General features: G+C 52.6%; 23 protein-coding genes. 13 read left to right on the top strand and 10 right to left on the bottom strand.

The window, feature by feature from the left end:
• From HMPREF9412_RS29155 to HMPREF9412_RS29125, 7 genes are all read left to right on the top strand, one after another.
• On the top strand, positions 1–1,036 hold a 1,036-nt coding region (locus HMPREF9412_RS29155; RefSeq protein WP_050802871.1), incomplete at its 5' end, for a helix-turn-helix domain-containing protein.
• 117 nt (positions 1,037–1,153) lie between these two features.
• Positions 1,154–2,479 (top strand): extracellular solute-binding protein, encoded by a 1,326-nt coding sequence (locus HMPREF9412_RS29150; protein ID WP_009595478.1) that lies wholly within the window; start codon positions 1,154–1,156, stop codon positions 2,477–2,479.
• A gap of 45 nt (positions 2,480–2,524) precedes the next feature.
• Complete coding sequence (locus tag HMPREF9412_RS29145) at positions 2,525–3,400, top strand: carbohydrate ABC transporter permease (protein ID WP_009595489.1); 876 nt, start codon at positions 2,525–2,527, stop codon at positions 3,398–3,400.
• An 18-nt stretch (positions 3,401–3,418) separates the two neighbouring features.
• Entirely contained in the window at positions 3,419–4,288 is an 870-nt protein-coding gene (locus HMPREF9412_RS29140) for a carbohydrate ABC transporter permease (protein ID WP_009595479.1), read from the top strand.
• A gap of 254 nt (positions 4,289–4,542) precedes the next feature.
• Positions 4,543–5,607, top strand: a complete 1,065-nt coding sequence (locus HMPREF9412_RS29135) for a bifunctional transcriptional activator/DNA repair enzyme AdaA (RefSeq protein ID WP_009595491.1) — start codon at positions 4,543–4,545, stop codon at positions 5,605–5,607.
• Positions 5,608–5,956: 349 nt separating this feature from the next.
• Positions 5,957–7,207 carry an MFS transporter gene (locus tag HMPREF9412_RS29130; RefSeq protein WP_009595494.1) on the top strand — a complete coding sequence of 417 codons (1,251 nt, stop codon included), beginning with the start codon at positions 5,957–5,959 and terminating at the stop codon, positions 7,205–7,207.
• Between the two features lie 121 nt (positions 7,208–7,328).
• Positions 7,329–7,781 (top strand): hypothetical protein, encoded by a 453-nt coding sequence (locus HMPREF9412_RS29125; protein ID WP_139084125.1) that lies wholly within the window; start codon positions 7,329–7,331, stop codon positions 7,779–7,781.
• A 119-nt stretch (positions 7,782–7,900) separates the two neighbouring features.
• Here the strand turns inward: HMPREF9412_RS29125 and HMPREF9412_RS29120 are convergent, their stop codons facing one another.
• Positions 7,901–8,728 carry a helix-turn-helix domain-containing protein gene (locus HMPREF9412_RS29120; protein WP_009595481.1) on the bottom strand — a complete coding sequence of 276 codons (828 nt, stop codon included), beginning with the start codon at positions 8,726–8,728 and terminating at the stop codon, positions 7,901–7,903.
• Between the two features lie 139 nt (positions 8,729–8,867).
• On the opposite strand from HMPREF9412_RS29120, the gene HMPREF9412_RS29115 reads away from it, so the two are divergent.
• Both HMPREF9412_RS29115 and HMPREF9412_RS29110 read left to right on the top strand, forming a co-directional pair.
• Positions 8,868–9,641, top strand: a complete 774-nt coding sequence (locus HMPREF9412_RS29115; protein WP_009595495.1) for a sugar phosphate isomerase/epimerase family protein — start codon at positions 8,868–8,870, stop codon at positions 9,639–9,641.
• A gap of 26 nt (positions 9,642–9,667) precedes the next feature.
• Positions 9,668–10,687, top strand: a complete 1,020-nt coding sequence (locus HMPREF9412_RS29110) for a Gfo/Idh/MocA family protein (RefSeq protein WP_009595476.1) — start codon at positions 9,668–9,670, stop codon at positions 10,685–10,687.
• Positions 10,688–10,830: 143 nt separating this feature from the next.
• Here HMPREF9412_RS29110 and HMPREF9412_RS29105 read toward each other — a convergent pair whose 3' ends face one another.
• The 8 genes from HMPREF9412_RS29105 to HMPREF9412_RS29070 all read right to left on the bottom strand — a co-directional run bounded on the left by HMPREF9412_RS29105 (position 10,831) and on the right by HMPREF9412_RS29070 (position 21,495).
• Entirely contained in the window at positions 10,831–11,742 is a 912-nt protein-coding gene (locus HMPREF9412_RS29105) for a glycoside hydrolase family 43 protein (protein WP_009595485.1), read from the bottom strand.
• Positions 11,743–11,765: 23 nt separating this feature from the next.
• Positions 11,766–13,412, bottom strand: a complete 1,647-nt coding sequence (locus HMPREF9412_RS29100) for an MGH1-like glycoside hydrolase domain-containing protein (RefSeq protein WP_009595492.1) — start codon at positions 13,410–13,412, stop codon at positions 11,766–11,768.
• A gap of 21 nt (positions 13,413–13,433) precedes the next feature.
• Positions 13,434–14,750 (bottom strand): ABC transporter substrate-binding protein, encoded by a 1,317-nt coding sequence (locus HMPREF9412_RS29095; RefSeq protein ID WP_009595484.1) that lies wholly within the window; start codon positions 14,748–14,750, stop codon positions 13,434–13,436.
• A gap of 70 nt (positions 14,751–14,820) precedes the next feature.
• The gene (locus tag HMPREF9412_RS29090; protein WP_009595493.1) at positions 14,821–15,660 is read right to left on the bottom strand and encodes a carbohydrate ABC transporter permease; all 840 of its coding nucleotides are present in this window, start codon (positions 15,658–15,660) and stop codon (positions 14,821–14,823) included.
• Between the two features lie 5 nt (positions 15,661–15,665).
• Complete coding sequence (locus HMPREF9412_RS29085) at positions 15,666–16,580, bottom strand: carbohydrate ABC transporter permease (RefSeq protein ID WP_009595490.1); 915 nt, start codon at positions 16,578–16,580, stop codon at positions 15,666–15,668.
• Between the two features lie 122 nt (positions 16,581–16,702).
• Positions 16,703–18,301: a response regulator gene (locus HMPREF9412_RS29080; RefSeq protein WP_009595487.1), complete on the bottom strand. Its 1,599-nt coding sequence runs from the start codon at positions 18,299–18,301 to the stop codon at positions 16,703–16,705.
• A complete protein-coding gene (locus HMPREF9412_RS29075; protein WP_009595486.1) occupies positions 18,276–20,093 on the bottom strand; it encodes a cache domain-containing sensor histidine kinase in 1,818 nt (605 codons plus the stop codon). Before HMPREF9412_RS29075 ends, HMPREF9412_RS29080 begins: the two co-directional genes overlap by 26 nt.
• A gap of 112 nt (positions 20,094–20,205) precedes the next feature.
• Positions 20,206–21,495, bottom strand: a complete 1,290-nt coding sequence (locus tag HMPREF9412_RS29070; protein WP_009595488.1) for a Gfo/Idh/MocA family oxidoreductase — start codon at positions 21,493–21,495, stop codon at positions 20,206–20,208.
• A gap of 126 nt (positions 21,496–21,621) precedes the next feature.
• On the opposite strand from HMPREF9412_RS29070, the gene HMPREF9412_RS29065 reads away from it, so the two are divergent.
• The 4 genes from HMPREF9412_RS29065 (at position 21,622) to HMPREF9412_RS29045 (ending at position 25,688) form a co-directional block, all read left to right on the top strand.
• Complete coding sequence (locus HMPREF9412_RS29065) at positions 21,622–22,488, top strand: AraC family transcriptional regulator (protein WP_009595482.1); 867 nt, start codon at positions 21,622–21,624, stop codon at positions 22,486–22,488.
• A gap of 524 nt (positions 22,489–23,012) precedes the next feature.
• Entirely contained in the window at positions 23,013–23,741 is a 729-nt protein-coding gene (locus HMPREF9412_RS29055) for a hypothetical protein (RefSeq protein ID WP_009595472.1), read from the top strand.
• 56 nt (positions 23,742–23,797) lie between these two features.
• Entirely contained in the window at positions 23,798–24,220 is a 423-nt protein-coding gene (locus tag HMPREF9412_RS29050; RefSeq protein ID WP_036664739.1) for a hypothetical protein, read from the top strand.
• A 361-nt stretch (positions 24,221–24,581) separates the two neighbouring features.
• Entirely contained in the window at positions 24,582–25,688 is a 1,107-nt protein-coding gene (locus HMPREF9412_RS29045) for a GIY-YIG nuclease family protein (RefSeq protein ID WP_009595474.1), read from the top strand.
• 56 nt (positions 25,689–25,744) lie between these two features.
• Here the strand turns inward: HMPREF9412_RS29045 and HMPREF9412_RS29040 are convergent.
• On the bottom strand, positions 25,745–26,251 hold a 507-nt coding region (locus tag HMPREF9412_RS29040; protein ID WP_036674022.1), incomplete at its 5' end, for a hypothetical protein.

Here is a 26,251-nt window from a genome sequence, read left to right as displayed (position 1 = left end):
CGGCTCGGTGCTGCAGATCTGGATGCTGTCGGTATATCCGCTGCATCCAGAAGAGGCGGAACAATCGAACGTGAGCGAGCTGCATCGATTAATCGGCACGGAGCTGGCCGAAGTGCTGCAATGCGCGTGGCTGGAGTGGAACGGCTCCCTGCTTCTGTTGGTACGGGCAGAGCCGAATAATGGCTGGGGGCGGGTAGATTCCGCTCTGCATAAGATGGAATCCACGCATGGCTGCCGCATCACGGCTGCCAGCGGCCGCCGGGTCGCAAGCGCCAGGGAGCTGCACATTGCGCTGGCTACCGCGGTAGAGGCCAGCTCCTACGAGTGGCTGCTGCAATCGGAACGGCATATCCGTTATGAAGATATCGAAGGACGCACAGGCATCCGCACGGTATGTTCGATGGAAGAGGAAACCAAGCTGTCATCCCTGCTGCGTTCGGGAGAATCCGCCGACTTGCAGGCATGGGTGGCGGATCTGCTGCGGCGCATCCAAAGCCAGGTTCAGGCAACGCCCGGCTCGGTTCAGGCTTACCTGCATTCCCTGATCGTCTCGGCACAGCGCTGGCTCATACGGGCTGCGACGTCTATCGGCTATACCAGTCCGGTGAAAGTGGAAGAGACGTACGATATCCGCGAGTTGACCAAGAATCCGGAGAAGGTGCTGGTCGATTCGCTCGGGCTCATCATGAAGGAGTACCGTGATATGGTGTCGACGACAAGTCCCGTCCAGCGAGCGATCTCCTTCATTCATGAGCATCTGGGACAGAGCTTGTCTCTCCAACAAGTGGCCAAGCATGTTCATATGAATCCCAACTATTTCAGCGAAATGTTCAAGAAGGAGACCGGGCAGAATTACATCGAATTCGTAACCCAGGCGAAGCTTCGGAAAGCGATGCACCTGCTGCGGGAAACGCCGGCCAAAATCAGTGAAATCGCGAATGAGATCGGCTACGAGGATATCAAATATTTTAACCGCCTGTTCAAAAAGTGGACCGGATTGACCCCTTCGGAGTATCGGGCAAATCCCGAATCCTGAATTTTGTCCCTCTATGGACTGAATTATATCCCCTATGTAAGCGTTACATCCTCTTTTATACTTGGGCTAATCATCTTGAAGCTTCATCATTTTCGTATATTAAAAGGGGGATTGACCATGAGACCAAAACGTAAAATAGGTCTTGTACTGCTGATGATGACACTGGTTCTTGCAGCATGCGGAGGCGGGCAAAGCAAAGAGCAGGCCGGAGGAAACGAAGGCGACCAAGAAAAGGTCAAGCTGACCATCTGGCATAACTTTGCCGGTGACGACCTGCGCGCGAAATCAGTCCGAAGTTTTATCGATCAATTTGCTCAGGACCATCCTGAAGTTACGCTCGACGCGCAAGCGATTCCACCGGACGGTTACCGTCAGCGTCTGAGCACCGTTGCGGCTGCGAATGAAATGCCGGACGTGTTCTTCGTTTATGCGGGAAGTCAGTCGGCCGAGCTTCATCAAGCGAAGCTGCTTCAACCGATCACGGAAGTGCTGGACGCCCATTCCGATTGGAAGGACAAATTCCTGCCGGGCGCATTTGATCCATACGAGTTCGAGGACGGCCAGATTTACTCCGCCCCACTGGGCATGTCCGCAACTTCGATTCTCTACTACAACAAAGCGTTGTTTGACAAACATAACGTAAAAGTTCCGACGACTTGGGAAGAAATGATGGCGGCGGTTAAAACGTTCAACGATAACGGCATAACGCCGATCGCCCTCGGAAACAAAGCGCCGTGGGTCGCGCAATCCACCATTATCGGATCGATTGCCGACCGCGTGACCGGCACCGAATGGTTCAAAAAAGCGGCTGCACAGGATGGCGCGAAATTCACCGATCCTGAGTTTATCGAAGCGCTCGGCTATTTCAAAGAGCTCGTCGACAACAAAGCATTCCAAGAAGGTGCCAACAGCATCGACAACACGCAAGCCGAGCAGTATTTCATCCAAGGCAATGCAGCGATGATGATCAGCGGCGCGTGGACGCTCACCAACTTGGCGGCTTCTTCCTCCGAAGAGCAGATGAAGGATATTGAAGTGACGACTCTGCCTGCGATCCCTGGAGGCAAAGGCGAAGCTAACACCATCTCCGGCGGAGCTGGCGGCGGTCTGGCCCTTAGCAGCAGAACGGAAGGGAAAGCGAAAGAATTGGCGCTCGAACTGATTTATGCCGTGAGTGGTCCGGAAGCGCAAAAAGCGATTGCCGAGAGTAACTCCATGGTCATGTACGATACCGAAATCGATGAGTCGAAAGTTACTTCCCTGTACTACAAAGCCTTTAACCTGGTGAAATCCACAGGCATTACGCCGGTATACGATGCTTATCTGTCTGCGGAAGCAGCTGAAGTCATCAACAACGGCCTGCAGGAAATCATGATGGGCGGTGCCGTCGAAGGCGTGGCCCAGAAGCTGCAGGATGCGCAAGCCCGATCCGCTACTCCATAAGAATAGATTCACCGCTGCATAAGGATTAGGAGGGAGGAGGCTACCATGCCTACAGCGATGAGAAGCAAAGGATTTATAGCCATAGCTCTTCTTCCTGCGCTTCTGTTGTTTCTGATATTTGTCATCATTCCGGTTTTTTGGTCAGCATACTACGGATTTTTCAGTTGGAAAGGGTTCGGAGACGCCACGTTCATCGGCCTTGACAATTATAGAGAGATGTTCAAGGATCCGATCTTCTGGCGGGCGCTTCGAAACAACCTGATTCTGGTCGTATCGTCCATTATCGGCCAGGTTCCGATCGCGTTGATTCTGGCTATCGTATTGTTCAAGAATTCGTTCTTCTCCAGGTTCATCCGGTCCGCCGTCTTCATGCCGATGGTTCTCTCCACGGTGGTTGTCGGTCTCATCTGGGGTTACATTTACCACCCGCAGTTCGGGATTGCCAACTATGTGCTGGAGATGCTCGGCCTGGAGTCATGGACCCGTGCTTGGCTGTCCGATCCGAAGGTCAACATGCTGGCGATATCGATTCCGATTAACTGGGCGAACATCGGCCCTTATCTGGTCATCTTTATCGCGGCACTGCAAAATATTTCGCCAGAGATTCACGATGCGGCCAAAATCGATGGCTCCACCGGCTGGAACAAGCTGATGCAAATCACGCTGCCGATGGTCTGGAGCACGGTGGTCGTAACCATTGTGCTCTGTATCTCGGGAAGCCTGAAAGCTTTTGACCATGTCATCGTCATGACAGGCGGCGGACCGGCGCAATCGACCGAGCTGCTTGCTACCTATATGTACAACAGCACGTTCAGCGTGTACCGTTACGGTTACGGCTCCGCCGTTTCCACGATGATCATGATCGTCAGCGCCATTCTTATCGCACTTAATTATTTCGCAACGCGCAGAAAGTCAAGTTAACATGAAGGAGGGAGCGATGTGAATTTACAGACGACCGGGACCGGAAGTACCTCAGGGAAACGCGTCATCACGAAGGGGTTAACCGGATTCGTAAAATTGCTGCTGATTGTGTATGCGATTCTTACGCTCTATCCCTTGTACTGGCTTTTTACCAGCGCGTTTAAATCGAACCAGGATTTCTTCAACAACCCTTACGGCTTGCCGAAGGAATGGATGACCGAGAATTTATTCCGGGCATGGGAGCTCGGAAATATGGGCCGAGCGATGATCAATTCAACGGTTGTAACGATTACGGCCGTCGTGCTGACCATCCTGCTTAGTTTACTAGCGGCGTATGTGCTGTCCAGATTCCAGTTTCGGTTTAAAAAGCTGGTGGTCGTATTGTTCACGACCGGGCTGCTGATTCCGATCCACAGTACGCTGGTGCCCCTATTCATTATGATGAAAAATATCGGCCTGCTGGACACGTACGGCGCACTCATCCTGCCATATACGGCGTTTGAGCTGCCCATCGCGATCTTTCTGGCGATGGCGTACATGTCATCCATTCCAAGAGAGATTGAAGAAGCGGCCATGATCGACGGTAGCGGCTGGTGGGGAATCTTCGGCCGAATGATTCTGCCGCTCTGTACGCCGATTGTGGCAACGATATCGATTCTGGCATTCCTCCGATTCTGGAATGATTTCTCTTTCGCCCTCGTATTTATCAATACGCAGGCATTGAAGACGCTGCCGCTCAGCTTGTCCCTGTTCTCGGACGGCTTCGGCACGGATTACAGCCTGACGATGGGAGCGATGGCGATCGCGGTCATTCCGACGATCGTGGCCTACCTGATCCTGCAGGAGCAGATCATGAAGGGCATGGTGGCAGGATCCATCAAAGGTTAAACTTTAAGCGAAATTCATATTCTTGAAAGAAAAAGCCTCTTCCGGTCAACGGAAGGGGCTTTTCGTATGATTGGTCAAACAGAGTCATCGGGGTTCATGCATTTTTTCCTCTCGAAAATATTCGTGCACGTTTTTCGGCCACGTCATGCCGGCAAAAGAAATATAATAGAAACACGAGAACAAGAGAGCATGATGATTAAGGCCAACAAGCGTATGGCCCTTTAGAAAGTACATCAAAGCGGGGAGGAACCCAAGTGATATCGGCTGCCAATCAGCAGGAGTATTACCAGGCGCTGCTGGAAAAGAAATCGGAGTACGAAGGCGTGTTTTATGTAGGCGTGAAGACTACAGGGGTGTTCTGCCGCCCGACATGCCCGGCCCGGAAACCGAAGATGGAAAACTGCGAATTTTACGAGACGGCTCAAGAAGCGCTGCTTGCATCCTTCAGGCCTTGCAAACGCTGCCGTCCGTTATCGCACCCCAATCAGGTATCGGACCTGGTCCGGCTGCTCGTAGAAGCCGTTGAGGAGAATCCGGAGAAAAGGTGGACCAACCAGGACTTTCAAAAGCTGTCCGTGGATGCTTCGACGGCAAGGCGCCAGTTCAAGAAGCGGTTCGGGATGACCTTCGTTGAATACGCACGGGCGCGGCGGATGGGACTTGCCTTGAAGCAAATCCGGGAGGGGCATGCCGTCATCGATGCCCAGCTGTCGACCGGCTACGAGTCGAGCAGCGGCTTTAGGGATGCTTTTTCCCGCATCATGGGCGCGGCGCCTAGCCGATCGGGGCATCATAACATCTTAAAAGCTTCATGGATCGACACGCGTCTCGGGCCGATGATGGCCATCGCGGACGAGGAGGCTTTGTATCTGCTCGAATTCGTGGACCGCCGGGGCCTGGAGCGTGAGGTTGAACGGCTCCGGCAGAGAACCAAGTCGGCGATTATTCCGGGCCATACGGCTCCGATCCGTTCGATCGAGCAGGAGCTCGCAGCGTATTTTGACGGGAGGTTAACGCAATTCAAGACGCCCTTGTTCTTGCTGGGATCGCCGTTTCAACAAGAAGTGTGGGACCGATTGCTGCGGATTCCCCCCGGCCAAACGACTTCGTATGGCGAAATCGCAGCGGCGATGGGAAGACCGACGGCGTATCGTGCCGTTGCCCAAGCGAATGGCGCCAACCAGCTCGCGATCCTCATCCCATGCCACCGCGTGATCAATACGAGCGGCGAATTGGGCGGATATGGCGGCGGCCTATCACGAAAGCAGTGGCTGCTGCATCATGAGCAGTCCATGAGTGCTGGAACCATACATGAATAGTAGACTTTCGTCGTAGAAAATGGTCTTACCTATAGGTAAGACCATTTTTGTATAAATCGTGCAGTCATTGGTATGACGTAATGATATATAGAATCTTTAAAATAAAGAGCATACCGGGCACGTTGGATTACTGGTTCAAATTCCCTTGAGTAGATCGTTAGAAACATTCACATTCATTCTGTCGATAAGTCGCCCCATGGTTTGATCGTGGAACGATTGGAATGAGTTACGACTCTATCTGTTACGGATATGCTACAATCTAACTAGTTACAGCGCTCGTGACTTCATTCAGCAGAGGCTCAAATATACAATTAACCCGAAAAATACGGCGCTCAGATGGAGGTTAGAGATGAATCTCACCAACAATAAGGGTTACGTATTTTTCTGGTTAGCCTCCACCATTTCCTATTTTGGCACGTATATAACCACACTTGCTCTCCAAGTGCTGGTGGTGGTTAACCTGGAAGGCAGTACCGTTGATGTGGGCTGGATCAATTCCTCGAGGTGGCTACCCTATGTGCTGCTGGGATTGGTGGCGGGAGTGATTATTGATCGCGTCAGTCGTCGGAACATCCTGGTACTGACCGATTTGGGACGGGGGATCTTGCTCGTAGCGATTTGCCTACTGGCATTGTTCGATGGAATCCATGTGGGCATTCTGATGATCATCATGATACTCTTCGGGACGATGTCGTTATTCAATGATGCTGCATCTCAATCTATTGTGCCCCAACTCGTGCCGAGAAGGCTGTTATTGCCCGCTTATGCACGGTTGGAGCAAAGCGCAGCCGTTGCGGAAACCAGCGGCCCCGCAGCTGCCGGTTTATTAGTCTCCGTCATTACCGCTCCGTTTGCCATCCTGGTTAACGCAGCTTCGTATCTGTTTTCAGGGCTGGTTATGGCTTTCATTAAACATCAGCCCATGCAGGAAAAGGCCTCGAATGAACGCATAGTTGAATTGATAAAGGAAGGATTGCGCTGGGTTTACCGGCATCCGTTTCTTAGCACGCTGGCACTCAATACCCATGTGTGGTTTCTATTTAACAGTATGCTGGGTACGGTGCTGGTAACTTACGCTCTCAACGAATTAGGATTTAATGCGTCAACACTGGGACTGGTCATGACATCAGCCGGGATTGGCGCTGTTATAGGCACGACGTTATCAACCCGGGTCAGCAAGCGATTTGGAATTGGACGCAGCATCACATATGCCAGACTTTTGTATGCACCTGCGGTCCTGTTCATGGTTCTGGCACCATCCACTGACGACGGTAATCTGTCGATTCAGACCTTCCTCTTGATCGGATTTGGGCAACTGTTTTATGGATTTGCATTAGGCATTGAGGGTCCGATTGAGATGGGTTACCGGCAGACGATCACACCTGCACACTTGCATGGGCGTATGAATGCCACCATGAGGTCTATCAACCGCAGTATGATCGTTATTGGAGCGCCTCTGGGTGGCTTAATCGCTGACGTATATGGATTTCGCACTGCATTAGGCGTTGTTATCACCGGACTGGCTGTAGTCGGAGTTTGGTTCGTGTTCTCACCGATGCGGGCTGCCCGGATGGATGATACGACGGATGTGAGTAAGTAGATCGATACGATCTGCACAGTCATTGTGCGTTACCTATGGAAATTTAGTGCTCCTTCGCACGATTTCAATTTCAAGCACACGCAGTACGGTTCAGCAGGTACGAAAGAGAGGGAAAGACGAGATGATGGTTTCGATTCTAGCCTTGGCAGCTGCCATTTCCGGAGGCATTGTCGCTTCAGGAGCAGGTGTGGCTATTTTGGTCGGATTTGTATTCTTTTTGATCGGCTTTTCCGGAAAAAAAGGGAGACGGCCGAATTTCCTGGTTCCGGACGGGCTCAAGGCCATCGGCACGCTCTTGGTCGTGGCCGTGTTCATGGTGTTGGCTTATTCCTGTACCTTGACCAGCGGCTCCCTAATCCGTTTTAACGGGATGGACCCTGTCTTCCAATACGAGCAAGGAAAAAAGCTGCTGTTTATCGGTTTGGCCTCGGCTGCATGGTTTGTCGCCAGCTTCCTCTGGCTGCTCCCGTACGCGGTCGAGATCAAGCCGCGGGAGTGGAATCGCAATCATCTGATATGGGTCTGCGTTTATTTCATGCTGGTCTTCGCTGCCGCCGGGGCCGCGATGCTATGAATGGATGTGGCCGGAAAAAGCAGTTGGAGCATATTTCGAGTTACTAAAGTGCAAAGCAGCTTGCTCCTGCCTTCAAGGATGAGCATGGGCTGCTTCTTTATATTATAGTAGAAAAAAAATCAGCGGGGACTTTTCTCCTGTCCTGGCCTTGCCGGCACCGTTGCCGTTTCCCGGAATTTGACGGGGGACAGGCCGTAGTTGGCACGGAATACCCGGTGAAAATAGGAGTAGCTTGCGAAGCCGCAGGTTTCCGCAATTTCCTCCAGCGTCATCGTGCTGTATTTGATGCGCTCGACGGCTGCGTTCAGCCTGATCTCGAGGGCGTACTGGATCATGGTTTTTCCGTAATACTCCTTGAACAGTTTGACAGCCCGGGATAAGCTAAGCCCGACATGGGAAGCAGCTTCCTCCAGCTTGAAGGTTAGGGTAGCATGTTCCTCCACGAATCGCTTCAGCCGCAGGGCGGTGAAGGCAAGGCGATCGGTAGGCTTGATCTCGGTAATGGCGCGGTCCAGGCAGAGGCAGAGACTGCGCAGCAGGTAGTCGGTCAATTCCCCGATTTCCCCTTCGAGGCCGCGCCGCTTCTCCAGCAGCATCTGTCTCCACAGACCGAGCAAATAATCGTCGAGCCCAACATGACTGACGACAGGGCGGGGGATGCGGTTCCACCAATCATCAATCCAGGAGCCGTCGCAGAATATAAAATAATCCCCGCTGGACACGCGGCCATCCTCGTCGTCTTCCTTCACCCGCAGCTCGTATTCATCGCCGGGCTTCAGCAGAAGCAGATCGCCTGCCTGCACGTGGTGCTCGATGCCGTTGCAATAGATTTCGCAGGAGCCTTCGGTTTGAAGTCGGAAGAGATAGGTCGTCAAGCCGCCCCGATGGCTGTTGCTGAATTGCTGAAAGTGATAGGAATAGTCGCAGATGAGCAGCCTAGCTTCCATAATGGTAACAACCCCCAGTAAAAATATAAGCAGATAGTTCATGTTGCAGCAATATTGTTTATGTTCATTTTAGCCTATTTGCATGTATGATAGTAGCAGATAGAGCAGTAACTCATTTTTGGAATCGAGGTGCGCTATAATGAGAAGAATGAACATTGGTTTGCAAATGTATACGCTGCGCGATGAAACGGCACAGGATTTCCGCGGTACGCTCCGCAAAGTCGCTGAATTGGGTTATGAAGGCGTGGAATTCGCAGGTTATGGAGACATTCCGGCCGAGGAAATGAAAACGCTTCTTCAAGAGCTTGGCCTGAAAGCGATCGGCAGTCACGTGGGCCTGCATCTGCTTCGTGCAGACCTGCAGAAGGAAATTGATTACCTGAAAACCATTGGCGCTAAATATATGATGTGTCCATATGTGGCCGAAGAAGATCGTAAAGATGCCGAGGATTGGAAGAACCTCTTCTCCTTCCTGGAGGAAGTAGGGGCCGAAGCCCGCAAGCAGGGACTGATCTTTGGATACCATAACCATGCATTCGAATTCGAAGCCGAGGTTGATGGCCAGTTCGTTTTTGATGCGATGTATTCCGCAACGACGCCGGAAGCCGTGCAAGTGGAGATGGACGTATGCTGGGTACAATTCGCCGGACAAGATCCGCTCACTTACATTCCGAAATACGCCGGACGTCTTCCGCTGCTTCACCTGAAAGACTTCAGCAAGGATGCGGAAGGCAACATGAAGACGCTGGAGCTGAGCCAAGGCTCGGTTAACCTGCCGGGCGTCATTCAGGCTGCATCCGATGCAGGCACGGAATGGCTGATCGTGGAGCAGGACGTATGTCAGAATCCACCGCTGGTAAGCGTGGAGAACAGCATGAACTGGCTGAAGCAGAACTACCTGAACCAATTTTAATCTATAAGCAAAAAAGGAGACTTTCAATGAGCAAAATTAAAGTGGCAGTGTTTGGCTGCGGCGCGATTGCCCAGCGCAGACATATTCCTGAATACGCGAACAATGCTAACGTGGAGCTGGTTGCTTTTGCCGATCCGGTGAAGGAACGCGCCGAAGAGATGGCAGCCCAGTATGGCGGTAAAGCCTACGCAGACTACCAAGAACTGTTGAAGAACGAGAAGCTGGACGCCGTTAGCGTATGTACGCCGAACTATCTGCATGCTCCGATGAGCATCGCGGCTGCGAATGCCGGCCTTCATGTGCTCGTGGAGAAGCCGATGGCTACGACGGCCGAAGAAGGAGAGCAAATGATCGAGGCCGCCCGCAAGAACGGGGTGTACCTGATGGTAGGCCACAATCAACGTTTCATGCCTCCGCACGTAAAAGCGAAGGAGATTCTGGATTCCGGCAAGCTCGGCAAAGTGCTTACCTTCCGTACTTCCTTCGGCCACGGCGGTCCGGAGAGCTGGAGCCTGGATGGACGCGACAGCTGGTTCTTCCGCAAGGAAGAAGCGATTATGGGGGCCATGGGTGATCTCGGCGTGCATAAATCCGACTTTATCCGTTACCTGCTGAACGATGAGATCGTGGAAGTGGCAGGTTTTATCGGAACGGTCCATAAAGAAGGAACCGATGTGGACGACAACGCGACTTGTATCGTTCGTATGAAGAGCGGGGCCGTGGGCACGCTGATGGCAAGCTGGACGCATTACAGATCCGGCGATAACGGAACGGTATTGTGGTGCGAGAAGGGTGCCATGAAGATCGGTACCGTTAACGGCGACGAGGTGGTTGTAGAGCTGACCGACGGTACGGTGGAGACCTACAAGGTAGGCGCCATGGCAACCAATGAGAAGCAGGTTCCGAGCGGCGTCATCGACGCGTTCGTCGAATCCATTCTCACGAACACGCCGCCTAGCATTTCCGGTGAGGAAGGACTTCGTTCCTTGAACGTGATCTTGGGTGCATTCGAATCCCAAGAGACCGGTAAAATCGTGAAGCTGTAATAAGTGTAGAGGGAGGCCGTACGCGTACGGCTTCCTTTTGTTATATTGGAAAGTAAAGCAAAGCATAACTTAGGAATGAAAAAAAACTATTAAAAAGGCCGCTCTGCCATCTTCATGGAGAGCGGCCTTTTTGTATAGAGAAATTACTTGGGCATACGCGTTGTCCGATACATCCCAACCATCTTGATGCTATCACCATCTTCAGCGACGGGAATAAAGATGGGCCGTTCATCCGGCGTGCGGTTCGGGGTATGCACGGTCAGCATAAGCTGCCCGTTCCAGGTGCGGAACACCATGCCGTGCCCGCCGTCGCTGGAATATAAGGGTTCGGGCTCTTGAAGCCAGGGACCCGTCAGTATGCCGGTTGGCGACTTGGCAATGCCGAGCGCGTATCGGCCATCCACAAAGCTGGCCCATAATAGGAGCAGACTCCCCGACGTTGTTCGAAACAGAAACGGGCCGTCCGTCACATAGTTGCCCGATCCGGGAAAACGGGGCGAGTGGAACGGCGAGGCCCAAGGGGCCTCGGAGGCTCGGAACAGGGTCACGGGCTCTGAGGCGGCCTCGGTGAGATCGGGCCTCAGACGCATGGCGCAAATCTCGCCGTCGCCGACCTGCTGCCACTCGCGGCAGAACACCATCCACGGCTGATCGGTTTCGTCGATATAGAGCGTACCATCCAGGGAACTCCAGTCGACAGGGGTCACGGGCCCTTCGCTATGAAGGGAGAAGGGCCCTGACGGCTGCTCAGCCGACAGCACCGCAGTGCCCAGCAGATCGTTATCTTTTCGGCGGAAGGTGGCAAACATGATGTAACGCCCGTGGTAATAGTAGACTTCGGGTGCCCAGAAGTTCACGTCCGCGAAGAAATCGTCCGGTTTGCGAAAGACCGGATAAGGGCCTTCCCAATCGTTTAGATCCCGGCTGATATAGACATCGAAGCCGTTTCCTTCCTTCCATATATTTTTGTCGGTGCTGCCGTACATGTAGTATATTCGCTGTGTCGGGTCAGGCAGTACGTAGGGGTCCCGAAGCTGAATGTCTGCAGTTTTCACGCTTAAGCGTTCACCTCCTTCAATTACCGATAGGCAGGAAAGATGATGCCGATATCCCTCTCTGTCTTCAAATCTCCGTCTGAATACTGCTGCATTTCATTGCCTTTGATCCGGATCGGAATGGATGTGCCTTGATAGCGGAGCTCGCCTTCAATGGTTCGCGCGCTCATGCCGATCACGCCCTCCAATTGTCCGCTGCGGTCCGTGACCAGCCGAATCCCGGCGGGCCCTTGAATATGAACGCGGCCTCCCCGGTATACGGTGACGTTGTCCGGGGTGTTCACCAGTTCGTAGTGCAGCCCGTTCACGGTTCGGCTATAGGCCGTGTTGCCGGCGACTTCCTCGCCATGGTCCATATCGACCGGAAGCAGTCCCGTAAACCACAGGCGATCCGATCCGATCGGCATGATGCCGCAGAGCCGTTCCACGTAATCCAGCAAGCACAGAATGGAGGGGGAATACGCCTCGGTAAAGCCCTCAGCACCTGTCCAAGGGCTCAAGGTTTGCGGGAAGCGCTTCGCCTTGGACAAGGCGGACAGAATCGGCTGCAGCACCCAGGTCAGCTCGACATAGCGGTGGTGATGTTCAAAGGCATGCGGCGCCCGGATCAAGCTCAGGAAATTGGACGGCCCGCCCCAGCTGTTGTAAGAGGAGGACGGATCGAACCGCGGGTCGTCCATCGCCAGGGACGTAAACGGATATTTGGCGAAGAATTTGCTCGTATTCAGCAAATACCGGCGCAGCATGTCGTCAAACAGCCCGCGGTCGCCCACTTCGCAGGCCATCACGCGCAGCAGCACGTCGGATTGAACCCTGACCAGCTCGTCGTTCCGATCACGGTCGTAGAAGAATTGATCCTCCTCGTCATAACAGTAGCGGAGGAGGTTATCCAGGCTGGCTTCGGCTTTGGCCCTCCAATCGGCTCCGGATTCGCCGAGCTCTTCAGCCATGCGGGCCAAATACAGGCGCTGGCAGTAGATGTTGGCGGTCAAATCCGGTGCCAGGAAGGGCAGCACCGGGGAGTCCGGGTGGAAGGCAGCGGCATCATTCCTATAGGGCGTATCCGGAACATGCCAGAACCTGGGCGACAGATCATGCCCGGTATCAAAGGTGCTGAAAGCCTCCACGCAGCCGGTCCCCCGGCTGTTGCGGTAACGCGCGATCCAGTCGTCGTAACGCGACATGGCTTGGTACATGGTCTTCAGGAATGGGAGATCCCTTCCATGAAGCTCGTAGTGGTTCCAGACGCAGCGTGCCAGCGGCGTGACGAGCTGGATCTGGCGGAACGACGGTCCGTTCTCCGTCAGTTTATAAGGGAGCAGCCCATCCTCTCTTTGCTGATCGGCAAAGGCGAGGTAGGTTGTTTTCGATACCGAGGGGATCAGTCGCGATAGCAGTTCCGCGTTGATGGTGCCGGTGCTCTCCAGCCAGCAGCCGAGGTAGATTCCTCCTTCTTGCAGAATCGGATCGCTGCCGTTCATCGGCACGATGCAGGCCAGCAGCTTCTTCAGTGCGGTATAATAAGCTGCTTCCAGCTGTCCGCCCGCTGCCGCGAATCGGACGCCTGTGGCCTGCCATTCCTGCAGCAGCTTCCGGTCTTCCGGTTTGCCCGTCTGCACCTGATCCCGTATCGAAATCCGGCGCAGCCGGTCCAGCATAGCTTCTGTCATGTCCGCCTCCTTGAAAGCTTGTTATTGATTCGATTCAAATATGCGCACGGTGCCGTTGTAGAAGTCCGCAACGGCCTGCTCGACGTTTTTCCGGCCGAAACCGATCTCCTGGGTCGTCGTCTGGGCCAGCTTGGAGAACTCGGCGAATCCCGGCGGATTATAACTCACGTCAAAAGGCTCGGTCTTCGTGGCTTCCGATACGAGGCTCGTATAATTGTACACAATCTCCTCCACAGGACCCGCTTCCTCCTGGAGCAGGTTGCGATTGGCTTCCGTTACCGGCACGCCGCGGTCGTTGCCGAGGATTTTGGCCGCTTCGGGATCGTTGATCCAGAAGTCCATAAGCGTAGCGACTTCCTTCGGATGCTTGGTGTTGGCATATCCGGATAGTCCTTGGCTGGACTCGAATACCACGCCCGTACCCTTCGGACCTCTTGGTACCGGATGGAGAATGAGCGGATCTTCCGTCAGGCTCTGGAACGCAGCCAGCTGATTGGAAGGGAGGAGGCTCATGGCGGCTTTGCCCGTAATCAACAATGATTTGCTGGTATCATCGTGCGGATTGGACACCTGAAGTTCAGGCGTAACGACACCGCCGGCCTTCGAGGCCTGCTCCCAATACTCGAACCATTCCTGAATGTCTTCCTTCGCGAAGCCGAGCTTTCCGTTCTCCATATCATACAGCTGTTTTCCGCGCTGCTTCAGGAAGATATCCATTCCGTCGACGGTGAAATTATAGGTGCCGTATACGCCGTCGCCGAGCTTGTCGGACAGTTCTTTGCTGATGGCGGCAAATTCCTCCCAATCCCAATCCTGCTCCGGCAGAGGAATGCCTGCCTTTTCGAACAGCGCCTTGTTGATGACGATTCCCCGGGCGTTTGCGCCGGCCGAAATATGCTGCAGCTTCCCGTCCAGCCGGCCGTATTCCACCATGGTGGCATCCATGCCGTCCAGCTTCAGTTCGCTGCCGACATACGGATCCAGGTTCAGCAGCACATCTTTTTTGGCATAGTCCACCACGTTTCCGCCCAGGAAGAAGATATCCGGGGCGGTGCCGGAAGCGAGCTGGGTGTTCAGCTTATCGAAATAACCGGAGGAAGGCGAGAATTCGCCGACGATTTTGATGTTCGGGTGTTTGTTCTGGAACACCTTCAGGGCTTCGTTCGTAATATCGGCCCGTTTCTGGTCGCCCCACCACATCAAACGCAGCTCGACCTGGCCGCTCGGCTCGGCCCCTGCGTCCGCATTCCCGCCTTCTCCCGTGTGATTCGTTCCGGAACAGGCGGTGACGAATAATAGGAGCGAAGCCAACATGCCAACGAAACATTTCTTCAACATGGATAATCCCCCAGTCTAATCATAATTGGTTCATTTGCAGCACGCCTTCGAACGACAGAGCTTCTAAAGACTACTTCAGGCCGGTCGTGGCAATGCCTTCGAGAAAATACCGTTGAAACACCAGAAAGATGATCGTCACAGGCAGCAGCGACAGCGTGGACATGGCGAGCAGCGCCCCCCAATCCGATTGCCCCGAAGGATCGAACAGGGATCGGATCCCCAGCTGTACAGTGAACAAATCAATCTTGCTTAAATAAATCATCTGGCTGAAGAAGTCGTCCCAGCTCCAGATGAAGGTGAAGATGGCCGTCGTAATCAGCGCAGGGACGAGAAGCGGCACCACGATGCGGAAGAAGATCTGCGATTGTCCGCAGCCGTCGATGGTCGCGCTCTCGTCCAGCTCCCGCGGAATGCCGCGGATGAACTGAACCATCAGCAGAATGAAGAAAGAGTCATGCGCCAGCCATTTGGGCAGGATGAGCGGGAAATACGTATTGATCCAATGAAGCTCGTTATACAGAATGTATTGAGGCACGAGCGTTACGTGGTAAGGCAGCATAATCGTCACCAGCATGATGCTGAACCACAGGCTTTTGAATTTGAACTTCAATCGGGAGAAGGCGTAGGCTGCCAGGGAACAGGAGACGATGTTCCCGATGACGCTCATGACCGAGATCAGCACGGAGTTGCCGAAGAATCGGCCGAAGGAAATGCCCTGGAGCCCGCGCCAGCCGTTCACGTAATGATCCAGCGTGAAGGCCGTCGGAATGAGGCTGCTGTTGGTGAAGATAAGATGATTCGGTTTAAACGAGCTGAAGACGAGCCACAGCACCGGATACAGCATGAGCAGGCCGAGGAGGATAATGGCGGCATGCCTCCCGGCTTGAACCAGTTGTCGCTTAAGCGGCATATCCATTACCTCCCTTCCTGGTTATCCCCGTAGAAGACCCAGAATTTTGATGTAAGAAAAACGATTCCGGTGAACACCCCGATGATGACCAGCATGATCCATGCCAGAGCCGAGGCATAACCCATATCGAAGAACGAGAAGCCTTTCAGATACAGGTACAAGGTGTAGAACATCGTGGCGTCGAGCGGTCCTCCCCGCCCGTCTCCGATGACGTAGGCCGGCGTGAAGGCTTGGAACGAATTGATCATGCTCATGATCAGATTGAAAAAGATAACGGGTGACAGCATCGGCAGCGTGATGCCGAAGAATTGACGGATCTTTCCGGCACCGTCTACGCCGGATGCTTCATATAAATCCGTCGGAATCTGTTTCAGACCGGCAAGGAAGATGACCATGGCTGATCCGAACTGCCAGACGGACAACGTGATAATCGTATACACCACATAGTCGGGGTGGGCGATCCACGAGGGGCCCGTAATGCCGAACCAGCCGAGGAACTGATTGACCAGCCCGCTGCCGTCAAAGATTTGGCGCCAGACGATGGCAATGGCAACGCTGCCTCCCAATAGAGAGGGGATGTAATACACGGTCCGGTAAATCCCGAGTCCGCGGATGCCCTTGTTCAAGGCCATGGCGATCAGCAGCGCGAACGCAAGCCTCAGCGGCACGGACAAGAACACATAATAGAACGTTAGCCACAAGGATCGTTGAAACGTATCGTCTTCGGTAAAAATCTGGACATAGTTGCTGAGTCCCGTCCAAGTCGGCGATGACAGCAGGTTGAATTTGGTCATGGACAAGTACAGCGATGCGATCATCGGCCCCAGCGTCAGACAGAAGAAGCCGATGAGCCAAGGCAGAAGAAACAAGTAGGCTGTCTTATTCTGCTGGCCGTATAAGGGCTTGGACAGCTTTCTCATAATGTGCCTCCCTTCAGGATGGATGAGCATGGGCGGTTACCTGATAGCCTGAAGCGCTTTCAATCGGTATGTCGGTGCGCCCGGTAAACACATCATACCGGGGGAGGAGAGAGGGCGGAATCTCATTTCTTCGGATCATCGTGTTCGATTTTTTCGGATTGCGACAGTCGGAACTCGGAAGGGCTTTGATTGAACATTTTTTTGAATTTGGAGCTGAAATAGCCGGGTGAAGAGAAACCCGTCAGCTCGGCTATGTCCCATACCGTCAATCGGGTCTCCTGCAGCAGGCGTACGGCGTGTTTCATCCGAACCTCCGTAACGTACTGGATGAACGAGACTCCAGCCCCTTCCTTGAACATTTCCGAGAAGTAGGTAGGGTGGTAATTATACTGCTCGGCCAGCGAGGTCAGCGATAATTCCTGCATATAATTTTCCTCGATATACCGCTTGGCGGATTCAATCAGGGTAGCGTCTCCGTCTCCGGATTCCAGGTGGTGGTCAACAAAATCCTGTGCCCACTGCATCAGCAGGCGTTCCGCCTGCTCCGGGGTCTCCAGCCATAAAACCCATTCGGGTGAAATCCATAAAGGCCCCCCTCCCCGTGAATGCCGTATGTTGTCGAAAGCGGCGGATTCCATAATCAGCGTGATTTGAAAAAGGCTCCGTACCAAGCGGGAAGGCGATAGCCGGAATGCCTCGCCCAGCTCCCTCCGGATGATGCTGCGGAAGGATTCCAATTCGCCCCGGATCAGGCAGCGATGAAGCGCGCGGCTTGTTTCGTCCGGCAGCAACGGACTTTGGTCGGTTACGGGTGCCTGATCCGGTCCGTTCTGGCGTCCTGCCAGATTCCAGGCCAGCAGGGAGTGGATATAACCCTCTTTCCAGCGCTCAAGTCCCGACACGGGCAGCCCTAATCCTACCTGCACCTCCACGGTTAAATACGAGGATGCCTGCGCGGCGAGTTTATCCGCGAATGCATGCTGAATGCCGTCAAGCGCAATGAAATGCATGATACCGGGATGAGCTGCATCATGAAACACTTGAATGCCGCCCGGATAAGACTCGGCGATTTCATGGCAGACCATTTGAAACGGAAGGCGGAGCTGCTCGGGCGCGCGGCCTTCGGATGCTTTCTGCATGCCGGATTCCCTCATGCCCGCGGTGATGAAGCATACGCGGCCATCCTGCCAATCCTCCAGGTGAAACAGTCGAATCCGTTCCGGCATGGAGGCGGGGGGCAGGCGGTTGCCGCGTACGAGATCCAGCAGGAAGCGTTCCTTCATTTCTTTGTAATATTGGGATAGCCGCCACTGCATCATTTCCGAATCGTCCCGTACCTTGCGGTTCTTATCCAATTCGTGTTTGATTTTGCTTAAGGCGGATTTCAGGTCGTCCCGGGCAACCGGCTTCAGCAAGTAGTCCATGGCCTGGCTGCGGACGCCCGCTCTGGCGTATTGAAAATCCTCGTATCCTGTAATGATGATGATCTGTATGGTCGAATTGTGGCTCCGGCAAACGTCCAGCAGCTGGACGCCGTCCATGACAGGCATGTTCATGTCGGTAATGAGCAGGTCATACGAATGGGATTTCAAGAGCTCTTCAGCTTCCAGGCCGTTCCCGGCCTCCCCCGAAATGGCAAAGCCCATGCTTTCCCAGTCGACTTTCAGCTTCAGCCCTTCGCGAACCTCGATCTCGTCATCTGCGATCAATACGTTGTACATGATATTCCTCCTGTACCGGTAGAATCAGTTCGATGCATGTGCCGGCTTCGCTCCCGTTCCGAATATGAACGGCAAATAAGTCGCCGTAATGCAAGCGGCAGCGTGCAATCACGTTGCCGAGTCCAATGTGCCAGCTCTCGCTTCGGAGAATCGGCTCCAACTGGGAGGCCGCCGCGGGGTCCTGGAGCTTGCGGATAATCTCGGAGGGCATGCCGGGACCGTTATCCGCGACGCGGAGAAACAGGCGGTTGCCCTGCCTGCTGATTTGGATGTCCACCTGTGCCGTGGTTTGATGCTGAAAGCTGTATTTGACCGCATTCTCGATCAGCGGCTGCAGTATGAACTTGATCATCACCAGCGAATCCAGCCGGCCTTCCTCGTGAACGGAGATGTCGAGTTTAGGCCCGAAGCGGGTTTGCAGAATGGAGATATAGTGGCGGACATAGGCCAGTTCTTCGGTTAGGGGGACCCGGTCGTCGCTGGTATTCATGGAGAAGCGCATCATTTTGCCGAGGTCCTCGATCACCTGCACGGTATCGTCCGTCCGGCGCTGCATGGCAAGACTGCTCACCAGCTCCAGGGTGTTAAACATGAAGTGGGGATTGATCTGCATGAGCAGCGCTTTATACTCCGCCTGCTGGCGGAGCAGCTTCAGCTCGAATTCGTTCTGGATATGCTGCCGCAGGCGGCTGATCATATAGCGGAAGGTGGAGATGACGTAACTGACCTCGCTCTTTACGTTTTTGTCAGGAGGCAGAACGGACTCGGCCTGGTCGAAGGCTCCGCGCTGCACCTGCCTCATCGCCAGCACCAGACGCGTTAAAGGCTTGGTGACGCCATAGGAGAGCCATGCGGCGGCAAACAGGGAGACCAGGATCAGAACGACCGTGACCACCAGAATGGTACTCTGAAGCTTGTGAAGAGAGGAGTACAGCTCCTTCTCCGGCGCCAGGCCGGCCAGCATCCAGCCGGTGCGCCCCAGCTTCTTGTAAACCAGAATGTCCCGCTGCCCCTCATCGTTGGTCAGATAGACGACGCCCGATTTCAGCGGGCCGTTTCGAATGCGATCGATCTCCGATAGGGCTCCGGCGCCGAGTTCATGCGCCTGCTGGGATAGAATCGGGCTTCCTTGCTCGTTCAACAGAAAAATCGTGCTGTTCTTGGCCAAGTGGATCCGGGTGAGCGGCTCCAGAAAATAAGACTCGCTGACGTTAACCTTCATCACGTTTTGCGCCGTGGCATGATGGAAGGTCCCGATGGGCATCAGCAGGCTGACAACGGGATTGCCGTGATCCCGGACGCGTTCATGCTGGTCCGTATGCGCTGGCAGCCAGCGGTCTCCGGACGCGAAGAAGTTCGTGTACCACGATTCCCGCAAAAAGGCAGGGTCGCTTTCGACTTGGTTCTCGCCGCCGACCCGAAGCCCGCTGCGCCGGTAGATGGATACATCGGAGATACTGGTGTAGCTGTTGGTCGCTTGGGTCAGAAATCGGCTCATCGCAAGATTGGCCAGCATCTTCTCCCCTTCGGGCAGCAGCGGATCGCCGATGGCGTTGTCCCAGTTCTTGGCTATGTCACTGTTGAAGACCAGGGAAGCGACGTCATAAATCTGCATCTGGACCATATCCACGTAGGAACCGTATTCCTCCATCTTTTCAAGGGCCGAGGATTCGATGTAGGAGCGGATCACGGTGCGCGATTCCGTAAACAGCAGGAAGGAGAGCGTGCCGAAAGAGAGGACGAAGAGTGCGACGATAAAGGCGATCAAACGGCTTTTTAATGAGAAAAACATCAATTTCCTCCTTTACGAAAAGCGGATTTCTAGGCGGTTTGCGACATGTGAAAAAAGGCTGCGCAAATACGCAGCCTTTGAAGGAAAAATGCTTGGAGCAGCCGTGTACGGCTTAGAAACGAACCAGATTACCGATTCGCACAGGCATGCCGGTGGCGATGGCGCGGTTGGCTGCAATTCCTGTCAGTATGGATCTCGCCCCATCGATATGGTTGGCCGCGCGGGCATAAGGATCTTCCACCGGTTCCCCGAACAGATCATTCAGCAGTACCGGGTCGCCTCCGCCATGTCCGCCCTGCTGCTCCTCGACGTGAACCTCGTACGGGGCATCGAACATCGGAAGCACCCGCAGCGTTTTCCCGATTAACGCGCCTTCCAGGCTCTTGTCGCCCAGTGAATTGACGTAGGATTGTTCGACGATGTTCATCTCGATCCGGCCTTTGGTGCCGTTGATGGCGATGCGATAGCCTTCCCACGGCTGATAGGCGACCAGCGAATACGTTAAAATGGCCTTGTTCTGATATCGCACGAGGACGCCCATCGTATCTTCAATGTTGATGCCGTCTCCGAATACGCTTTGGTCCCGCTGGTAGCCGTCCTCCGGTTCGGCATCCAGATACATGGCTTTGAGATGCGCATCGGAATCCAGATGGAGTGCAAAAGGGTCCTCTTTCGCAACCTTGTTGCCGGTCGCGCGATTATAGAATTGCGTAACGCCCCGCGCTTCGGCATTCTCTCTACCATAATACATGAGATCTCCGAAGGCGAAAACGGTTTCAGGATGGGAACCGATCCAGAAGTTGACCAGGTCGAAGTGATGGGTGGATTTATGAACGAGCAATCCGCCGCTGTTCCGCTTGTCCCGGTGCCAGCGCCGGAAGTAGTCCGCGCCGTGGCGGGTATTCAGCAGCCATTCGAAATGCACCGAGGTCACCTGGCCGATGGTATCGTTCATGATCAATTCCCGTACCTTGGTATGGTGGGGGGCGTAACGGTAGTTGAAGGTGACCCTGATGTTCTGTCCGGTCCGCTTGGCGGCATCCAGGATGGCCTGGCATTTTTCCTCGTCGATCGTCATCGGCTTCTCGGTCACGACATCGCATCCAAGCTCCATCGCGCGGATAATATACTTGTGATGGGTCCGGTCGATGCTGGTCACGATCACGTAGTCGGGCTTCTCGTTCTCGATCATCCGGTCGAATTGGTCCGCGGGGTAGGTAGGCACCTCGGCGTATTTATATTTTTCCCGCAGCAGCTGATTCGCGTAATTCATGCGGGTTTGATTGATATCGCAAAAGGCAGCAAGCTCGGATTTGTCGCGGAAGTTTTGGGCCAGGGCGCCATAAAAAAATTCGGCGCGGCCGCCGGTACCGACCAATACATAACGTTTCTTGTCACTCATCTCTATCGCCTCCTTGAATATAGCTCTAGCCTATAACAAGGGAGCATTGCTTTCGCCGCATTTCATGCGTAATCGCTTTCAAATACCGCATATTTTGCTATAATCCAAGAAAAGGGGGCAGCCCGCATGACCAAGCCTTTTCGAGCAGATTATCATGATCCCACCGGATATTTGAGCATGGAGTATGACCGCCGCATTGGCTATTTCTCGATGTCGGCCGACCATCTCCACGATCATTATGAGCTGTACTACCTGTTATCGGGCGAGCGGATCTACTTCATCAAGGATCGCTCCTACAGGGTTCGGGCCGGTGATCTTGTCTTCGTGGACCGGAATGCCGTTCATAAGACGCTGGACAGCGGCCGGCCCGACCATGATCGCCTTGTCCTCTATATAAACCCGGAATTGTTTGCGGATTTGGCCGTACCGCCTGAGCTGGCCGAAGGGTTGAAGGAGCCGTTCGGTTGGGATGTTCCCATTCTAAGGCTTCCTTCGCCAGCGAGTGAAGCGGTGGAGCGAATGGTCGGCGACATGGTGAATGAGATGATCCATCCTCAAGCGGGAAGCAGCTGGCTGCTTCGGCACCGAACGGTCGAATTGCTGCTCTTCGCCTACCGCAGCCGGCATTTGGGCATGGTTCGTTCCGCCGATACGGAGCCGGTCCTTCATCCGAAGACCCAGGCGGTCGTCCGGTATCTTAACGACAACTACCGGCAGGCCTTAACACTGCCCGAGGTAGCGGAGGCGTTCCGGATCAGCCCGCACTATCTCAGCCGGCTGTTCAAGCAGACGACGGGATTTACCTTCAGCGATTATCTCAACCTGCTTCGGGTCAAGGAAGCGCAGCGTCTCCTGCGGGAGAGCGATGATTCCATCACGGATATCGCCTGGCGATCGGGCTTCAGCAACTTCTCCCATTTCGGGAAGATGTTCAAGCGGACGGTTCAGCTGTCTCCGAGGGCATACCGGCAGCAGTATCGAATGCGAAGCTAGAGGAATATGGCTGTGTCTTCTTTCTGGTTCGCTAGAAAAAGCTGAAATAAAATAGATAGTCTCTATTTTATTTCAGCGAGGATGTGAGGGGATTTGTAATTGAACTTGAAGAGAAAATGGATCGACTTAACATAACTAATGACGGATTAAGCTTACTCGGAAAGACGAAAAAGAGATTGCTGCTTAGGTTCGTCTTGATCGAGAGTTTAGATGGTCTTCTTGTAATAAATAATCTAATAGAATATCAAGATAATGTTTTATATACTCTGTTAATTCAATTCGCTCATATTGCAATTCACGTATAGAGACGATCACTTTTCCAAAGTCGTAAGATTAATGTAAACCTTCGAGTCAGTTCCTCATTACTTTCTACAGTATCCGCCATTTTTTTCGTCTTTTTATTCAATACTTTCACAAAAAATATGCATTATATTTAATTATATGGAACTATTACCCTTTTATAGAAAAAAATATCATATTTTATGAGTTATTGTTACCATCCAATAAAAATAAGGAGTGATCAAATGTCTTTGGTGAAAAAGTTTTTCATTAAGAGGGGAAGTGCTGTCTTAGCAACAATCTTAGCACTAGTTTTATTGGTATCCGCTCCCCTTAAAGTAGGAGCTAGTGGATCTGCCGGGTTATTCGCCCAATTTTACCCAGGTAATTATAAAATTGATGTTATTCAACTACACAATGGATGGGCAGGTCCATGGAATGAAACACAGAACATACTTCATACAAACATTCACGTATGGGAAAAAGATTCTCGTGGAAACTACTCAATACATAAAGCCAATCTTCATATCTCAGCGAGAACTAATCTAGCTGGAAGCATTTGTTGGTATGTTCATGACACTGTAAATAATACCTCTAAGACGAACTGCCACCCCCTACTTGCCATAACTGAAGCCAAAGAAGCTATGCAGGAAGAAGTTAAGGCGCAACTGAATAAAGCAACAAATTGGGAAGTTGCTGTAACTGTTGGTGTAGTTGTAGCAATAGTTGTAATCGCTTGGGCTACATGGCCTGCAAGTGCTATAGCTTTGGTTACTGCTGCTAGATCAGCGGGAGATCAACCGGAAGGAAATAGTGAGCAACCACCTATCGATACTGGATCAGATGAACTTTCTGCTCCTCCTAATGAGAAGGCACAAGAACCAGACGAATCTAAAAAAGCTCCAGGAGTTCCGGTTGAATCTGAAACGGTTCCAGGGATACCACCAAACGAAGATATTCCTGAAAATGAATGACAGTATATAATGATAAATAGAATGTTAGTTGTCAGAAATGAGGTGAGTTCAAAGAATTGTACACACATATACTGAGTAGCAAACTTGAAACAGAACAAAGAAAAGATCTGGTAAAAAAAATTATTTTGTTTTTTTGCAAAGAATGTAAGTATCTTAAGATAAGATGTTGGGCACAAGATGATGCTGACGCCCCCTTTCTGAAAAAACAAACGGTTCAAAGGACTTTTGGTGATGACGGCCTACTTGAATTACGTGTACCTATTGATAAGGAAGTTGTGGATTTCTTCAATCATTATGAGATGAGTGAAACTGAAAGCTATATCCTACCGTTCTTCCATCTTGAATTTCTAGATGAACAAAAGAATGTACAATTATATTGTGGCGATTCTGGAAGTGATGTTCTATTTGATGAAGCTACCTTCAATGCCCCACAGTTATTCGATCTAATAAGTGAAGAACACTTCAATAAATTAAATTGATTCTGATTAACAATAAGACGGACTGCTTCTTATCAGAGTTCGTCTTATTGTTTTTTTGTACTACCTTGAGACACCTTGAATAACCTGCCTTCAACTTTCTACTTGCCTGATCCTGTTCCAACAATTATATTCGAGAATCAGTTATTATGGGGCCTTCGGTCGCATGCGGGAGCACGACAATCAATCCACCCTATGTGAGACGGGGGTAATAGAGGCTGCAGCCCTAGTCCCTAATAGAGGCACCACGTCCATCGAGCTGGATCAGCCCATGACTGTGGTGCTTTTTGGTGTGCATATGGTATCTTGGAAGTGAACGAAAACGCCATGTTTGATAGATTCGTTGAGAGGATCGACAGTCATAATGAAAACAAAAATACAAGAGCTGCCGCTGTCGCCGGGCGTATATCTCATGAGAGATTCGCGGGGAACGGTCATTTACGTTGGCAAATCCAAAAGTCTCAAGAAGAGAGTACAATCGTATTTTTACAACAATAAATCGCACTCCCCAAAAGTGAAGAGGCTGGTTCAGCATGTCAAAGACCTGGAGCATATCGTCACCGACACGGAGTTTGAGGCGTTCATGCTGGAATGCAGGCTCATTCAGGACATAAAGCCGATGTATAACCGCAAGATGAAAAATCCGCTAGGTTATAGTTATATCGTATTGCGGCAAAAGCGAGATTGGCGATGGCTGGAATTTACGGATACACTGGATGAAGGCGGCCCCGACCGGTCTCGTTGTTTCGGCCCCTATACAGCCAGCAGACATAGTCTTGAACATGCAGTGCAGAAGGTTAAGGAATGCTGTAAAATCGCCTGCAATCATACACCTGCCGCTTCTTCGGCAAATACCCCCTGCTTGAATTATTCGATTGGCCTCTGTCTCGGAAAGTGTCTTGGCGGCGAAACCGCTCGGCAATTTGATGAAATCATGGATCGATTCATTGCTCTGCTTCAAGGGGACGACCGAAGTTTATATGATGAAATGGAGCGAACCATGCTGGGCGCCGCCGAGCGTTTCGATTTTGAGCAGGCTGCAAAATACAGGGACGGCATGGAGGCGGTGAACCTGCTCTTAAGTAAGCGGCATGTGATCGAGTTCGCCGAAGAGAATCACAGCATCGTTGTCTACGAGTATTTAAACGAAGATACGATCAAGTTATTCTTGATAAAGGGGAACGTAGTGCTGCACAGCGAGAGGTGCTCTGTGGCTGCAACAGCGGACATTGAATCGTTGAGGCGGAGGGTCAAAGCCTTGATTCTCAGCTATTTCACGAGGGATATGGAATGCGATGCTGCCGAGGTTACCCGGGAAGATATCGATGCTGCACAAATCATCTACAGCTATTTGCAGAGCAGCGCCTGCCGCTATCTTGTTCTTCAGGATTCATGGATGGAAGACGAGGGGGAGGCTGATATGGAAGCTGCGCTGCGGGATTTTTTGAATCATCATGTTGTGTCATTTTAATTTGAGCATGAGCCGGGCTGCAGCAGCCCGGTTTTTTATCGCCTATATTTCCAATCTTATTTTGTGGAGACGTTATCCCGGAAAAATCGCCCCATCGGCATCTCTCTCGTAAAAGTGATCCATCCATACTTATATTTCACTTCAATCTGCGTGATGGGCTGATTGTTATAAAGACGGATGCCGTAATTAAGCGGAATCCGCGAACCTTGATCAAGCGCGGCTCTCTTCTCGTCCGGCATGAGCTCGGGCTTTAGCGGCAACTCCCGAATATCGACGAATTCGATATCGGGATCTTCATCAAGGCCTTCGCCTCCGACCAGATGAAGGGAATAACTGACGCCCAGCTCGGCCTTGGCGGGCTTCATGCCATCGTTCACCCGCACGTCCAGCAGCTTCACATCGGCGAATCCCTTATTTATGACTTCGAAGATCATGGTATTTTCATTCGCAGAGGACGTAAATCCACCCACCTTGATGGGCGTGGGACGAAGGAACAGCAGGTATAGAAGGATGGCCGAGAGGAGCAGCCCCAGGCCCAAATACCCGAGCCGGCGGAGATGTTT

This window comes from Paenibacillus sp. HGF5 (assembly GCF_000204455.1).
Classification (GTDB): domain Bacteria; phylum Bacillota; class Bacilli; order Paenibacillales; family Paenibacillaceae; genus Paenibacillus_AQ; species Paenibacillus_AQ lautus_A.
The sequence above is the reverse complement of the archived record's forward strand: the minus strand, read 5'-3'. Positions and strand labels throughout refer to the sequence as shown.